Origin of the sequence: Candidatus Planktophila sp., assembly GCF_046070465.1 — a bacterium.
GTDB lineage: Bacteria > Actinomycetota > Actinomycetes > Nanopelagicales > Nanopelagicaceae > Planktophila.
Window position 1 is genome coordinate 1 of the sequence record NZ_JBJTMK010000096.1, and the last position, 12,604, is coordinate 12,604.

Below are 12,604 nucleotides of genomic sequence, written 5' to 3' on the forward strand. Positions count from 1 at the left end.
TAGCGGCTGCAATGATGATCCCGGCCGTCTTGATGGTAGCTTCGGCTGCTTTCACACATGTGATGAAAGAAGATTAAGCTCGCTCAAACCAGACTGTTGCAAGTGGTGGAACTCGAAGCGTTGTGTAGAGGTCGGTATCAACATCTACAGCGAATGAATTATTGGTAATTCCACTTCCACCATACTTGAGATCATCAGTATTGATTGTCTCTCGCCATACGCCGGCCGTAGGCATGCGCAATGAGTAGAACTCTTGTGGAACTGGCGAAAAGTTGGTGATACAGACCAATGGATAACCAGCATCAGACCAGCGTGTAAATGCAACAATATTGTTTACACCGTCATCTCCGACAATCCACTGGAAGCCCTCAGGGCTAACATCTTTCTCCCACAATGCCGGATGGCGTTTGTAGTGAGCGTTGATGTCAGCGAGTGACTTCTGCACTCCGCTATGTTCATCAAAATCTGTGAGGTACCACTGAAGGCCAGCCTCTTGGTTCCACTCATCGTTCTGAGCAAACTCTTGACCCATAAAGAGAAGTTTCTTACCTGGGTGCGCCCACATAAATCCATAGAGTGCGCGCAAAGTTGCAAGTTTCTGCCAACGATCTCCAGGGAACTTATTAACAAGAGATCCTTTTCCATGCACGACTTCATCGTGGGAAAGTGGCAACATAAAGTTCTCAGACCACGCATAGAGAATGGAAAACGTTATTTCATTGTGGTGGTAGACGCGATGCACTGGCTCGTGTTGAAGATATTCGAGAGTGTCGTGCATCCAGCCCATGTTCCACTTAAATCCAAAGCCCAGGCCGTTGCTTGAGGTGTCGCGAGTAACACCGGGCCACGCAGTAGATTCCTCTGCAATCATCATGATGCCCGGGTGGCTCTTATAGGCGGTAGATGTTGCTTCTTGGAGAAGCTGAACTGCCTCAAGGTTTTCGCGTCCACCGAAGCGGTTAGGGAGCCATTCGCCTTCTTTACGTGAATAATCAAGGTAGAGCATCGATGCAACAGCATCTACCCGCAGTCCATCGATATGGAATTCATCAAGCCAGTAGAGCGCACTTGCTACGAGGAAATTGCGAATCTCATTACGACCAAAGTTAAAAATCAACGTGCCCCAGTCAGGATGTTCTCCTAGACGTGGATCTTCATGTTCGTAGAGCGCGGTTCCATCAAAGCGAGCGAGGGCCCATTCATCCTTGGGGAAATGTGCAGGAACCCAATCGAGAATGACACCAATTCCTGCTTGGTGCAAAGAGTCGACCAGGAATCGGAAATCATCTGGTGTACCAAATCGAGAAGTGGGCGCAAAGAAAGAAGTAACTTGATAGCCCCAAGAAGGTCCATAAGGGTGCTCCGTCACTGGAAGAAATTCGACGTGGGTAAATCCATTAGCGGTGACATACTCAACTAGCTGCTCTGCCATCTGGCGATAGCTAAGTCCAAGGCGCCAAGAGCCTAAATGCACCTCATAAACAGAGACTGGAGATTTCCATGGCTGGAAATCAGAACGATTACTCATCCAGTCGTGATCGCCCCATGTGTAATTGCTTTCGTTGACGACGGAGGCGGTCAGTGGAGGAATTTCAGTTTCGCGTGCAAGGGGATCAGCATGATCTACCCATTGGCCAAAGGCACCACAGATTGCAAACTTATATTTTGTCCCTGCACCAACTTCAGGGATAAAGATCTCCCAAATTCCAGAAGAGCCTTGGCGCACCATGGGATGAGCAGATTTATCCCAAAAGTTATGGTCGCAAATAAGGCTGACGGCTTGAGCGTTTGGCGCCCAGACAGAGAAGGCCGTTCCTTGAAGTGTGCCATCTACATCCCGTAGAACATGTGCTCCAAGTGCATCCCAGAGCCTTTCATGGCGGCCTTCATTGATGAGATGGAAGTCGAGTTCGCCTAAAGTTGAATATGGATTGAGATAGCTGACCGGCGCCTGACTTTCTTCCGCAGATGACTTAGATTTAAATATCTTTGAAAGAAAGCTCATGCAGCAATTCTAAAGCTTTACCTTTGCAATGTGAACGACTTTGCCAGACAACCTTGTTGGATCAAGGCGAACATATGTATGTGGAGACCACTGATACTTTGCAGAATCAATCAAATCCGTTACCTCAAAGTTATCTTGGTTAATTCCAAGCTGAGACATATCCCAATGCACCGTTGTCTCTTGCGCAAATTGTGGATCGAGATTAACGACTACGAGAATGAGATTGTCGCCTTCACGTTTTGAGTAGGCAATGATGTGATCGTTATCGCAATGATGGAATCGAAGATTACGCAAACGTTGCAGAGCAATATTTTCACGTCGGATTTTATTGAGGATAGTGATGAATGGAGCAAGCGTGAGCTGCTTCTTCTCTGCAGCTGCCCAGTCACGAACCTTGATTTCGTACTTCTCTGAGTCAAGGTACTCCTCGCCACCTTCTTTAAATCGGCGATGTTCGTAGAGTTCAAACCCTGCGTACATTCCCCATGATGGTGTGAGAGTTGCTGCAAGAGCTGCGCGAATTGCGAAGATTGCTGGATTGCCACTGTGAAGATGGAACGGGTTGATATCTGGAGTATTGACCCAGAAGTTAGGGCGGAAGAATGCAGATGTCTGATGCGCAACTTCATTGCTGTATTCAATGAGCTCTTGCTTGGAAGTACGCCATGTGAAATAGGTATATGACTGATGGAACCCTGCTTTTCCAAGAGCATGCATCATGGAAGGCTTAGTAAATGCTTCAGCTAAGAAAATTACATCGGGGGATTCAAGGCGAATTGTGCGCATGACATCCGCCCAAAAGTGCACAGGCTTTGTATGTGGATTATCGACACGAAATACGTTGATGCCTTTAGAGATCCAGAAGCGCAAAGTCTTCAGCGATTCTTCGAGAATGCCGTTGTAGTCGTTATCAAAGTTAAAGGGATAGATATCCTGGTACTTCTTAGGTGGGTTCTCGGCATATGCGATTGATCCATCAGGGCGATGCGAGAAGAATTCCGGATGCTCTTTTACCCATGGATGATCAGGGGATGCCTGCAGAGCGAAATCAAGTGCGACAGAGATGTTGTTCTTCTTGGCAACTGCAACAAAATCTTCAAAGTCCTTCATAGTGCCTAGCACTGGGTTGATGGCCATGTGACCACCTTCTTTTCCACCGATTGCCCATGGAACGCCCGGATCAGATTCTGTTGGAGTTAAAGAGTTATTGCGACCTTTGCGATGCGCAACACCTATGGGGTGTATCGGTGGGAGATAGAGAATGTCGAAGCCCATGGCGGCAACTGCTGGAATGCGCTGTGATGCGGTTTTAAATGTGCCACTTGTAATGCTGCCATCGCTATTGAGAATGGCACCTTCGCTGCGGGGGAAAAACTCATACCAAGAACCAACAAGTGCGCGTGGGTGATCTGCCCGCACCGGGTACTTCTCCGTGCGAGTAGTAAGTCGACGAAGCGGGTGTGCTGCGCAGTAAGCTCGAATTTCTGGAGTTGAGGCAATGCCAAAGCGGTGAAGCGGAGCGAGATGAGAATCCTTGAGCGCGGCAATTGCTGGCTTAAGAAGTGATTTTGCTGAGGAATCTTTATCGATTACCTCTTCAAAGAGCTGTTGGCCGATTGTGCACATAAGCTGCGAATCAACGTCAGCGCCGATTTTGATTTCAGCATCATGGAGCCAGGTTGCAAGCGGATGGTCGTAGCTTTCGATGGCATACGAGTAATCGCCACGACCTGGAATTGTGATGTCAGCCGTGAAGCGATCGCCACCTTGCCAGACCTCGTGCATGACAACGCGTGAGATTTCTTTTCCATCAGAGTCGAAGAGAACTACATCTGCACCGAGTTGATCATGGCCTTCGCGAAAGATTGTTGCAGTAACCGGAAAGGATTCACCAGGGATTGCCTTCACCGGTACAAATTCTCCCCCGAAGAAAACTGCGGGGGAGATATCTGTTACTGGAATTCGATTAATCAGCCTGAACCCTCTGTGTTTCCTGCCTCTGCCGCGGTGACATCGAAGATACGGTACTTGTTAATAGCTTCGGTGACAATAGATTCCTTAATCTCACCCGCTGCTGCAAGTCGGGCCAAAGTAGCGACAACAATTGATTCTGCATCAACCTTGAAGTGGCGACGGAGTGCTCCACGAGTATCAGAGAGACCAAAGCCGTCGGTACCGAGAGCGTAGAAGTCATTCGGAATCCATGGCGCGATTTGATCTTGAACAGCGCGCATAAAGTCTGAAACAGCAACCACTGGACCTTCAGCGCCCTTGAGCTTAGAAGTTATGTAAGCAACCTTCTTATCTGCTGGGTTGAGTAAGTTATGGCTATCGACTTCTAGGCCATCACGACGTAGTTCGTTCCATGACGTCACTGACCAGACTGAAGCCGAAACGTCCCAATCCTTCTGCAAAAGCTCTTGTGCTTTCAGCGCCCAGTTAACTCCAACGCCCGATGCGAGAATCTGTGCATTCTTCTTGCGCTGCTTCTCGCCTGACTTGAGGAGATAGATACCGCGGAGCAATCCATCGACATCGAGATTCTCTGGCTCTGCTGGCTGTTGATATGGCTCGTTGTAAACAGTGAGGTAGTAATAAATGTTTTCGCTGTTTTCGCCATACATACGACGAAGTCCATCTTTGAAGATATGTCCGAGCTCGTATGCAAATGCTGGGTCATATGCAACAACAGCTGGGTTTGTTGCAGCGAGGAGATGTGAATGACCATCTTCATGCTGAAGACCTTCGCCGTTAAGTGTTGTACGTCCAGCAGTTGCTCCGAGAACGAATCCGCGGACCATCTGATCAGATGCTGCCCAGAAAGCATCACCTGTGCGCTGGAAACCAAACATGGAGTAGAAGATGTAGATAGGAATCATAGGTTCGTCATGGGTTGAGTATGAAGAACCCACTGCGGTAAAGGAAGCTACAGAACCTGCTTCGTTAATACCTTCGTGAAGAATCTGGCCTGCCGTTGATTCCTTGTAAGACAAGATGAGTTCGCGGTCTACAGATGTGTACTGCTGACCGTGAGGTGAGTAAATCTTGAGTGATGGGAACAATGAATCAAGACCGAATGTGCGAGCCTCATCAGGAATGATGGGAACAAGGCGCTTTCCGATGCCTTCATCCTTTACAAGGTCCTTCAACATACGAACAAATGCCATCGTTGTAGCAACTTCTTGCTGACCCGATCCGCGCTTGACTGAGTCGTAGACAGAATCTGGAGGAGTTGGAAGTGGTTTTGATGCAGCGCGGCGACGTGGAACGGTTCCACCAAGTTCGGCGCGACGTTCTGCAAGGTACTTCGCCTCAACTGAATCTGCAGCAGGTTTGAAGTAAGCAGGTGTGTACTTATCAAGTGCGCTATCTGGAAGCGGAATCTCAAGACGATCACGGAATTCTGTGATGTCTTCGAGAGTCATCTTCTTCATCTGGTGCGTTGAGTTACGCGCTTCGAAGTGCGAACCAAGTGTCCAGCCCTTGACTGTCTTTGCAAGAATGACAGTTGGCTTTCCATTGTTCTGTGTTGCAGCTAAATAAGCAGCGTAGAGCTTGCGGTAATCGTGTCCACCACGCTTCAAGCCCCAGATGTCATCGTCCGACCAGTTTGCAACCATTGCAGCAGTGCGTGGATCTTTACCAAAGAAGTGTTCGCGGACGTACGCACCGCTCTCACCCTTAAATGTTTGGTAATCACCATCAAGAGTTGTATTCATGATGTTGACGAGTGCGCCCTCATTATCTTGGGCAAGAAGCGGATCCCACCCGCGACCCCAAATAACCTTAATGACATTCCAGCCTGCGCCACCGAAGATTGATTCGAGCTCTTGAATTATTTTGCCGTTTCCGCGAACAGGACCATCAAGACGCTGCAAGTTACAGTTAACGACGAATGTGAGGTTATCTAGCTTCTCGCGCGAGGCGAGTCCGATTGCACCCAGTGTGTCGACCTCATCCATTTCGCCATCACCTAAAAATGCCCAGACGCGCTGATCTGAAGTGTCTTTGATTCCGCGGTTGTGCAGGTAACGGTTGTAACGCGCTTGGTAGATTGCATTGAGTGGACCGATGCCCATTGACACTGTTGGGAACTGCCAAAAATCTGGCATCAATCGTGGGTGTGGGTAAGAAGAAAGCCCTCCACCTTGATGGGAAAGTTCTTGACGGAATCCATCGAGCTGGTGCTCAGTGAACCGTCCTTCCAGAAATGCACGTGAATACATTCCTGGAGATGCATGTCCCTGGAAGAAGACTTGATCTCCGCCACCTGGGTGATCTTGACCGCGGAAGAAGTGGTTGAAGCCGACTTCGTATAAAGATGCAGATGATGCATAAGTAGAGATGTGTCCGCCGACTCCGATGCCAGGGCGCTGTGCTCGGTGCACCAACATCGCAGCGTTCCAGCGAACATATGCGCGGATACGGCGTTCGATATCTTCATCACCAGGGAACTGTGGCTCGGCCTGTGGTGTGATGGTGTTGATGTAATCAGTTGTACGAAGATTTGAAATTGGAACGTTGCGCTCATGTGCGCGCTTTAAGAGTGCGAGCATCAAGAATCGTGCACGTACTGGGCCGGCCGCCTCGAGCGCGGCATCGAGCGACTGTTGCCACTCGAGAGTTTCCGTAGGATCAGTATCAACTAACTGATTGAGAAGGTAATCCGCCTGGCCCTGGAATTCGCTCATGGTGCTTATTCTCGCGCGGAAGGACCCTCCAGGCAAAATGGATAGGCGTGAATCCCATTACCCCTTGCGCAACCGGCCAGTATCTACTGCACTTATCCCGTGGCAGTGCGCATGGGCTTTGAGCCAGGAGAGCTAGTACTCGAGATTGGCAGAGGAGCCGACTCTGACGAATCACTTCGCTCTGCTATATCTGCCATCACCGGTACCGAGTTCGTTGAAGACCACACTTCGGAAGTCGTCGATGCAGTCATCATCTGGTGGCGCGATGGAGATGGCGAGTTAGAAGATGAACTCGTAGATGCACTTACTTATCTCTCAGAGTCGGGGTCAATTTGGATTCTGACTCCCAAGGCAGGAAGAAGCGGCCACGTCGAACCAAGTGATATCCAAGATGCAGCTCCCAATGTCGGACTATCACAAACATCAACTCTTTCGGCAGCAACTGATTGGAATGCAACTCATCTGGTGGCAAGGAGAAGCGTCAAGCGATAGGTTTTCCCCATGACTATTGATATCGGTTCTGCAGCTCCAGATTTTGAATTAAAAGACCAAAACGGAAACGTCGTTACTCTCTCTTCATATAAGGGCAAGAAGAATGTTGTTCTCCTCTTTATTCCTTTCTCATTTACAGGAACATGTACTGGCGAACTCTGTGCGATGCGCGATGATCTTTCAGCATTTCAAAACGACAATGTCGAACTTCTAGCGGTCTCATGCGATTCAATGTTTACTCAGCGAGTATTTGCAGAGCAAGAGGGTTACAAGTTCCCAGTTCTTTCTGACTTCTGGCCACATGGTGAAGTTGCCAAGGCATACGGAATCTTCGACGAAGCTCGCGGTTGTGCACTGCGCGGTACTTTTGTGATTGATAAAGAAGGAATCGTGCGCTGGCAGGTAGTCAATGGTTTGGGCGATGCTCGAAGCAATGATGACTACAAGGCAGCGCTCGCCGCTCTTTAATAAATTTAAAGTGGCTTAATTGCAATCACCTCAACCCCACCAATGGAGTTGAGGACGCTCACTAAATCAGATGGATCTGTGCCTGGCACAGCGACAGTAATGTCGTCATACCCCTTGCCATCTTCTGCCTTAATGACAACGAGCTCGCGAATATCGCAGCCAGCCGCACCAATCGCTGAGGCGATCGCTCCGAGGGAGCCTGGGCGGTCTGGGAGCGAAATCTGCATTTGGAAGAGTGCCATAGCCCTAACTTTAGCCTTCACCCGTTACGAGCGGATTACCGTTTTCGCACTTTCGCGTGAATAAAGTAGTATTCGCGAGCAGTACAAGCCGGGTGGTTAGCTCAGTGGTAGAGCGTCTCGTTTACACCGAGAATGTCGGGGGTTCGAAACCCTCACCGCCCACGGTCACAGAGTTCTCGTCACCTTTAACTTTCGAGAGAAGATTTATTTAACCTTCTTGTACCCTGTAGGACAGACTGGCTTTCGCCCCGTGACAACCTTCAGCGTTTTGCTTTTCTTACATTTAATAAGTGTCAACGGCGAGGTATTTGCTGCGCGAAGCACGATTCTCGGTGAAGAGAAGTGGAATCCAGAAGCAACCAAAATAATCTTTCCATCCGCGTGAGAGACCTGTGTAGTGGCGACCAGTTGAGCCCCTTTGTCATCAAGAATTTGCACTTCAAGTTTCGGTGATTTCGTTAGTGTGTTTCCTGGAAATTTACAATTAAGGAAGTTATCTGTTGTCCAAAACTTGAAGTAGCCCGTATTGAGTTTGCCAGTGCTGGTGAAATGCGGAGCTAAAACACCAAACTGCAAAGTTTGTTCTTTGACATCCCAACTAGGTTCGCCAGTTTCATTCGTGTTATTCGATTGAACGGTAAAACCCTGATCTGCACAGATCGGTGGCCAGAAACTATGTTTTGCATCTATTCCTGCATGATGCATAAATATGTCGAACAAAATTCCGTCGTAGTCAGCGTTCTCCTTGCCTGCTGCGAGAGCCTGACTGGTTGAGCCATTAAAACTTGAATATGGCAAACCTTTGCCCTCGAAAGTCCATCGATGCCCGCCAGGTATTTTTTCATCCTGGAAATCGGATTCATACATCTTTAGTTGGACACTCTGAGGACGTAGCCAAGATGTTCTTGCTTTAATTCGAACTTTTGTATCTAGCGGGTTTGGAACATTAATTAATATGCGCATTGCAGCGCCATATTGAATATCAGTATCAGAGTTCTTCCAGATAATTGAGTTTATAGAGTCAAGGCTTGCATAAACTCTGATAGTGGTCCCTTTTGCCACCCAATTAGCATTGCTATAGAAGTGAGTGTTGCCATTTGGATCCACCACTGTGTTTATGGAGTCATAATTTTTAAGTTCAGCATCATAGTAAGTTCCGTCCTCACCCACTAAACCCACCGACTCAATGCAATTCATCGAGGTTGGGAGCTCGCATTTATCCATTGTGTACGAAGCTGGAGCCGGGGAATCCACAAATCCAACGCCATCTATGGAATTTGCTGTTTGAGTAGATGTAAACGTCATGATCGCGATTGCAAATATGCCTACATATTTCTTCATAACAACATGCTAATAAGTTTTTTGCTCCAAAAAGTGACATGACAAGTCATTTTTACGGACTATCCAATGAGTTGCTGTAATGCTGGATTATTTACAGGCACTCAGTGATGGCTCATCAGAGGAACGGATCGCCGCTATTTCAACGGAATGCGATACTGAACTTTCCCTGACTCAGATATATAGCTGTCATAGAGTTTGCGGGCAGTCGCATTACTTCTATCAGTATTCCAATAGAGGCGCTGGCAATCATTTGCGACTGCGATCCTCTTTACCTCGTCAATGAGCGCTCGACCTAGGCCGGCCCCTCGGACTTCTGGATTAACAAATAAATCTTCCAGATAACAGACGGAGGTCTCTGCCCATGTTGAATTTTGATACGAGTAATGAGTCATGCCTTGGATCTGGCCATCGTAAATAACAGCTAATCCATATTGATTGTAATCGGGATCCAGAATCCGATTCCAAGTGAGTTGGTAGATGGATTCTGGAAGTTCGGCTTTGTAAAATTCTATATATCCTCGCCAAAGCTCTTTCCACACTGCATGGTCTTCTGCTTTGAGTGCTCTTACTATCGCGTTACCCATGCTCGGAGTCTAAGTCCCTCCCGACAATGGGTTTCTCTCTTTCATTTTCTAGTTTCATCTCGTTGTATCGCATCAAAGTAAAGTCGGCTTGAGTCCTGATTGTTTCATCTAAAGATTGAGCGGCCTGCTTCAATGGAATAACAATCTCCTCGCCAATCGCGCATAAGAATCTAGTCAGCGCGAATTGGATGTCAGAGTCTCCCCGGCCCAATTGAGTTATCAACTTAGCCACAAGTAAAGGTTTTTCGGATTCGGGAACCAAGACAGATGCAGCCCGCCAAGCTGTTGTCGCAACAGCATCATCTAAATCAAAGAAATGCTCATCGGTAATGAGCGGGAAGTTGTCTTTATTTCCGATTTTGGAAAGAGTATGAATTGCTTGGCTTCTTGCGAGAGGATTCTTCGAGTTCAGCTCGAATTTTAATCGCTCAACAACTGCAGGAATGTCATTACGCATCAAGGCCCACGAGAGGGTGTCTCGCACAAAGAAATCTGGTTCATGAGCACATTGCGAGACCAGAATGTCGATGTACTCAAATTCCGGGTAAGTGCCAGCGGCAAGTGCAGCCTTGAGCCGAACAGATTGGTCAGGCGATGATAAAAGTGCCTGCAAAGTCGCCATTACAAAACCGTATCAGTTAACCTTGCTACATGCGCTTTATTATCTTTGTGATCGACGGTCCCAATAATCCTGCTAGCCCAGATGAAATGCAGCAGATTGATGCATTCAATGAAAAGCTTCAGAACAACGGCCACTGGATAACGGCTGCGGGCATCCAGCCAGGATCATCGGCGACGCTAATTGATAACCGTGCTGGGAAAGGTGATGTAAGGCAAGGATCTCTCTTTGATTCACCTGAATACTTCAGCGGTTTCTGGATTATCGAAGCTGATACTCCAGAAGTAGCTTATGAGTTAGCGCTCGAAGGTTCACAATGCTGCAATCGCAAAGTCGAACTTCGCCCTTACATCAGGTAAGTAGATGGCTATTCTCAACAAAGATATGACGATGTGCATATCTATAGCTGCTAGACCCAGCAACGTGGGGACTAGGTTTCATAACTATCTTTACGAGCAATTGGGCTTGAATTTCGTCTATAAAGGTTTTGCTGTCGATGATGCCATCGGCGCTGTGCAAGGAGTTCGAGCACTAAAAATACGTGGCGCAGCAGTATCTATGCCACACAAAGAATCGGTAATTCCACTTCTCGACGAGCTCGATGAATCCGCTGCCACTATCGATGCCGTGAACACCATTGTTAATACAGATGGTTATCTCAAGGGCTATAACACCGATTATCAGGCGGTGAAAGAGGCAATTAATAAGCGGAATATCCCAAAGAAGAGCGCAGTGATCGTACGAGGCTCAGGGGGAATGGCAAAAGCGGTAGTTGCTGCTTTCAAGAATAGTGGATTCGAAAACCTAACAATCTACTCACGCAATCGAAGTAGCGGCCAGGCTCTCGCTACAAAGTATGGCTATCAATGGCTGAATGAGAATCAATTATCAGAGCTGAACTCCGGGGAAGTCCTAGTAAATGTCACACCTCTTGGCATGGAAGGTGGCAATGAAGGTCAATTGTCATTTACTGCATCGCACATTCAAGCAGCGTCAGTAATTCTAGAGGTGATAGCAGTGCCAGCCCTCACTCCACTAGTCGAAATCGCAACCGAAGAAAATAAGGAAATTATTACTGGAATGGAAATTCTGGCAGCCCAAGCAGCCATTCAATTCGAACTTTATACCGGCGTTACTCTCTCAGAAGAACTCATCAGTAGCGCAACCGCATTCTCGCGACTAGAGTGAGGTTGTTGAGAGGCGGGTTGTCATGAAAATTGAATTTGATAATAAAACTGGAGCAACCGTCCTTGTAATTGCCTTACTCTTCTTTGGTCTTGGCTTTGCAATCAACAATGGTGAAGATCATGACGGGGTGATGGGCAACATGCACGGCAACACCGTCAATAACTCTTCCTACAGCGCGAGTGACATTATGTTTGCCCAGATGATGATCCCTCATCACCAGCAGGCGATTGCAATGTCGGATCTCGCACTGGTCAATTCTCAAAATCCCGACATTTTCGCCCTAGCTCAACAAATCAAGTCTGCGCAAGCGCCAGAAATTGCACAGATGAAGAGCTGGCTCACAGCCAACGGCACAACGCTTATGGGCGCTCACGGAATGTCTATGGAGGGCATGCTCACTGACGCCGAACTTTCTGATTTGAAGATGACTACAGGCAATTCTTTCGACAAGTTATTTCTTAAGGGAATGATTGCCCACCATCAAGGTGCGCTCACGACGGTGGCGATGATTGCAAATAGCGATAATTCTGAAGCCAGGCAGCTAGCAAAGAATATAAAGACTTCTCAATCAGCGGAGATTGAGTTAATGAAGAAGTACCTCGCATCTATGACATAGGAGGTGAAAACTATGATTTCACCAGCTTGGCAGGAAATTCTCCAGACACTTTCCAATGATGCAGAGATTGAAACGAACCCAGATGCATTTTGTGAGCATGTGGTAGAAATCGCTCGACCACTGCTTGAATTAGAGACGATAATCCTTTTTGAACAGATTGATGATTCAACTTTGGATACTAAAGCCAGAACCGGACCAGTTTATGGCAATCTTGTTGGCAATCGATTCTTGAAATTCAATCGAAGCTCGCCGATGGGAGAGGCATATCGGTTGCAACAACCTCACGCTTGGGGAGACTGTTCAAGGCTACTCACTGAGTTTCCTGAACTTTCATACTGGCCTCGCATGCTTCATGGAG

At 47.7% G+C, this 12,604-nt stretch carries 13 protein-coding genes and 1 tRNA gene; 7 read left to right on the forward strand and 7 right to left on the reverse strand.

Going from position 1 to position 12,604, the window contains the following annotated elements:
• Positions 1 to 73: 73 nt before the first annotated feature.
• Genes glgB through aceE form a run of 3 tightly spaced genes read right to left on the reverse strand, consistent with a single transcriptional unit; the run spans position 74 to position 6,696 of the window.
• Positions 74 to 2,005 carry a 1,4-alpha-glucan branching protein GlgB gene (glgB, locus tag ACKOVI_RS04335; protein WP_509602820.1) on the reverse strand — a complete coding sequence of 644 codons (1,932 nt, stop codon included), beginning with the start codon at positions 2,003 to 2,005 and terminating at the stop codon, positions 74 to 76.
• 9 nt (positions 2,006 to 2,014) lie between these two features.
• Positions 2,015 to 3,979: a maltotransferase domain-containing protein gene (locus ACKOVI_RS04340; protein ID WP_509602834.1), complete on the reverse strand. Its 1,965-nt coding sequence runs from the start codon at positions 3,977 to 3,979 to the stop codon at positions 2,015 to 2,017.
• Positions 3,976 to 6,696, reverse strand: coding sequence for a pyruvate dehydrogenase (acetyl-transferring), homodimeric type (aceE, locus tag ACKOVI_RS04345; protein ID WP_509602821.1), 2,721 nt, complete (start codon positions 6,694 to 6,696; stop codon positions 3,976 to 3,978). The genes ACKOVI_RS04340 and aceE overlap by 4 nt, the downstream gene beginning before the upstream one ends.
• A gap of 111 nt (positions 6,697 to 6,807) precedes the next feature.
• Here aceE and ACKOVI_RS04350 point away from each other — a divergent pair, with 111 nt between their 5' ends.
• Both ACKOVI_RS04350 and ACKOVI_RS04355 read left to right on the forward strand, forming a co-directional pair.
• A complete protein-coding gene (locus ACKOVI_RS04350) occupies positions 6,808 to 7,188 on the forward strand; it encodes a DUF3052 domain-containing protein (protein WP_509602835.1) in 381 nt (126 codons plus the stop codon).
• A gap of 9 nt (positions 7,189 to 7,197) precedes the next feature.
• Entirely contained in the window at positions 7,198 to 7,656 is a 459-nt protein-coding gene (locus ACKOVI_RS04355; RefSeq protein ID WP_509602823.1) for a peroxiredoxin, read from the forward strand.
• 5 nt (positions 7,657 to 7,661) lie between these two features.
• On the opposite strand, the gene ACKOVI_RS04360 is transcribed toward ACKOVI_RS04355, so the two are convergent.
• Positions 7,662 to 7,898: an ACT domain-containing protein gene (locus ACKOVI_RS04360; protein ID WP_509602824.1), complete on the reverse strand. Its 237-nt coding sequence runs from the start codon at positions 7,896 to 7,898 to the stop codon at positions 7,662 to 7,664.
• 90 nt (positions 7,899 to 7,988) lie between these two features.
• Between ACKOVI_RS04360 and ACKOVI_RS04365 the strand changes: the two genes are divergently transcribed.
• Positions 7,989 to 8,060: transfer RNA gene (locus tag ACKOVI_RS04365), tRNA-Val, on the forward strand.
• Positions 8,061 to 8,102: 42 nt separating this feature from the next.
• Here ACKOVI_RS04365 and ACKOVI_RS04370 read toward each other — a convergent pair.
• The 3 genes from ACKOVI_RS04370 to ACKOVI_RS04380 form a co-directional block, all read right to left on the reverse strand.
• A complete protein-coding gene (locus tag ACKOVI_RS04370; RefSeq protein ID WP_509602825.1) occupies positions 8,103 to 9,239 on the reverse strand; it encodes a hypothetical protein in 1,137 nt (378 codons plus the stop codon).
• A 134-nt stretch (positions 9,240 to 9,373) separates the two neighbouring features.
• Positions 9,374 to 9,823: a GNAT family N-acetyltransferase gene (locus ACKOVI_RS04375; protein ID WP_509602827.1), complete on the reverse strand. Its 450-nt coding sequence runs from the start codon at positions 9,821 to 9,823 to the stop codon at positions 9,374 to 9,376.
• Positions 9,816 to 10,445, reverse strand: coding sequence for a HEAT repeat domain-containing protein (locus tag ACKOVI_RS04380; protein ID WP_509602828.1), 630 nt, complete (start codon positions 10,443 to 10,445; stop codon positions 9,816 to 9,818). The genes ACKOVI_RS04375 and ACKOVI_RS04380 overlap by 8 nt, the downstream gene beginning before the upstream one ends.
• A 29-nt stretch (positions 10,446 to 10,474) precedes the next feature.
• On the opposite strand from ACKOVI_RS04380, the gene ACKOVI_RS04385 reads away from it, so the two are divergent.
• The 4 genes from ACKOVI_RS04385 to ACKOVI_RS04400 form a co-directional block, all read left to right on the forward strand.
• Entirely contained in the window at positions 10,475 to 10,801 is a 327-nt protein-coding gene (locus ACKOVI_RS04385; protein ID WP_509602829.1) for a YciI family protein, read from the forward strand.
• Positions 10,802 to 10,805: 4 nt separating this feature from the next.
• On the forward strand, positions 10,806 to 11,630 hold the full coding sequence (locus ACKOVI_RS04390; protein ID WP_509602830.1) for a shikimate 5-dehydrogenase: 825 nt from the start codon (positions 10,806 to 10,808) through the stop codon (positions 11,628 to 11,630).
• 22 nt (positions 11,631 to 11,652) lie between these two features.
• Positions 11,653 to 12,246 (forward strand): DUF305 domain-containing protein, encoded by a 594-nt coding sequence (locus tag ACKOVI_RS04395; RefSeq protein ID WP_509602831.1) that lies wholly within the window; start codon positions 11,653 to 11,655, stop codon positions 12,244 to 12,246.
• Between the two features lie 12 nt (positions 12,247 to 12,258).
• On the forward strand, positions 12,259 to 12,604 hold a 346-nt coding region (locus tag ACKOVI_RS04400), incomplete at its 3' end, for a hypothetical protein (protein WP_509602832.1).

Excerpts from the sequence above, each read along its gene's own strand:
- ACKOVI_RS04350 (WP_509602835.1), top strand. The coding sequence starts at position 6,808 with ATGGGCTTTGAGCCAGGAGAGCTAGTACTCGAGATTGGCAGAGGAGCC.
- ACKOVI_RS04395 (WP_509602831.1), top strand. The coding sequence starts at position 11,653 with ATGAAAATTGAATTTGATAATAAAACTGGAGCAACCGTCCTTGTAATT.
- ACKOVI_RS04380 (WP_509602828.1), bottom strand. The coding sequence starts at position 10,445 with ATGGCGACTTTGCAGGCACTTTTATCATCGCCTGACCAATCTGTTCGG.
- glgB (WP_509602820.1), bottom strand. The coding sequence starts at position 2,005 with ATGAGCTTTCTTTCAAAGATATTTAAATCTAAGTCATCTGCGGAAGAA.
- ACKOVI_RS04390 (WP_509602830.1), top strand. The coding sequence starts at position 10,806 with ATGGCTATTCTCAACAAAGATATGACGATGTGCATATCTATAGCTGCT.
- ACKOVI_RS04370 (WP_509602825.1), bottom strand. The coding sequence starts at position 9,239 with ATGAAGAAATATGTAGGCATATTTGCAATCGCGATCATGACGTTTACA.
- ACKOVI_RS04355 (WP_509602823.1), top strand. The coding sequence starts at position 7,198 with ATGACTATTGATATCGGTTCTGCAGCTCCAGATTTTGAATTAAAAGAC.
- aceE (WP_509602821.1), bottom strand. The coding sequence starts at position 6,696 with ATGAGCGAATTCCAGGGCCAGGCGGATTACCTTCTCAATCAGTTAGTT.
- ACKOVI_RS04375 (WP_509602827.1), bottom strand. The coding sequence starts at position 9,823 with ATGGGTAACGCGATAGTAAGAGCACTCAAAGCAGAAGACCATGCAGTG.
- ACKOVI_RS04385 (WP_509602829.1), top strand. The coding sequence starts at position 10,475 with ATGCGCTTTATTATCTTTGTGATCGACGGTCCCAATAATCCTGCTAGC.
- ACKOVI_RS04360 (WP_509602824.1), bottom strand. The coding sequence starts at position 7,898 with ATGGCACTCTTCCAAATGCAGATTTCGCTCCCAGACCGCCCAGGCTCC.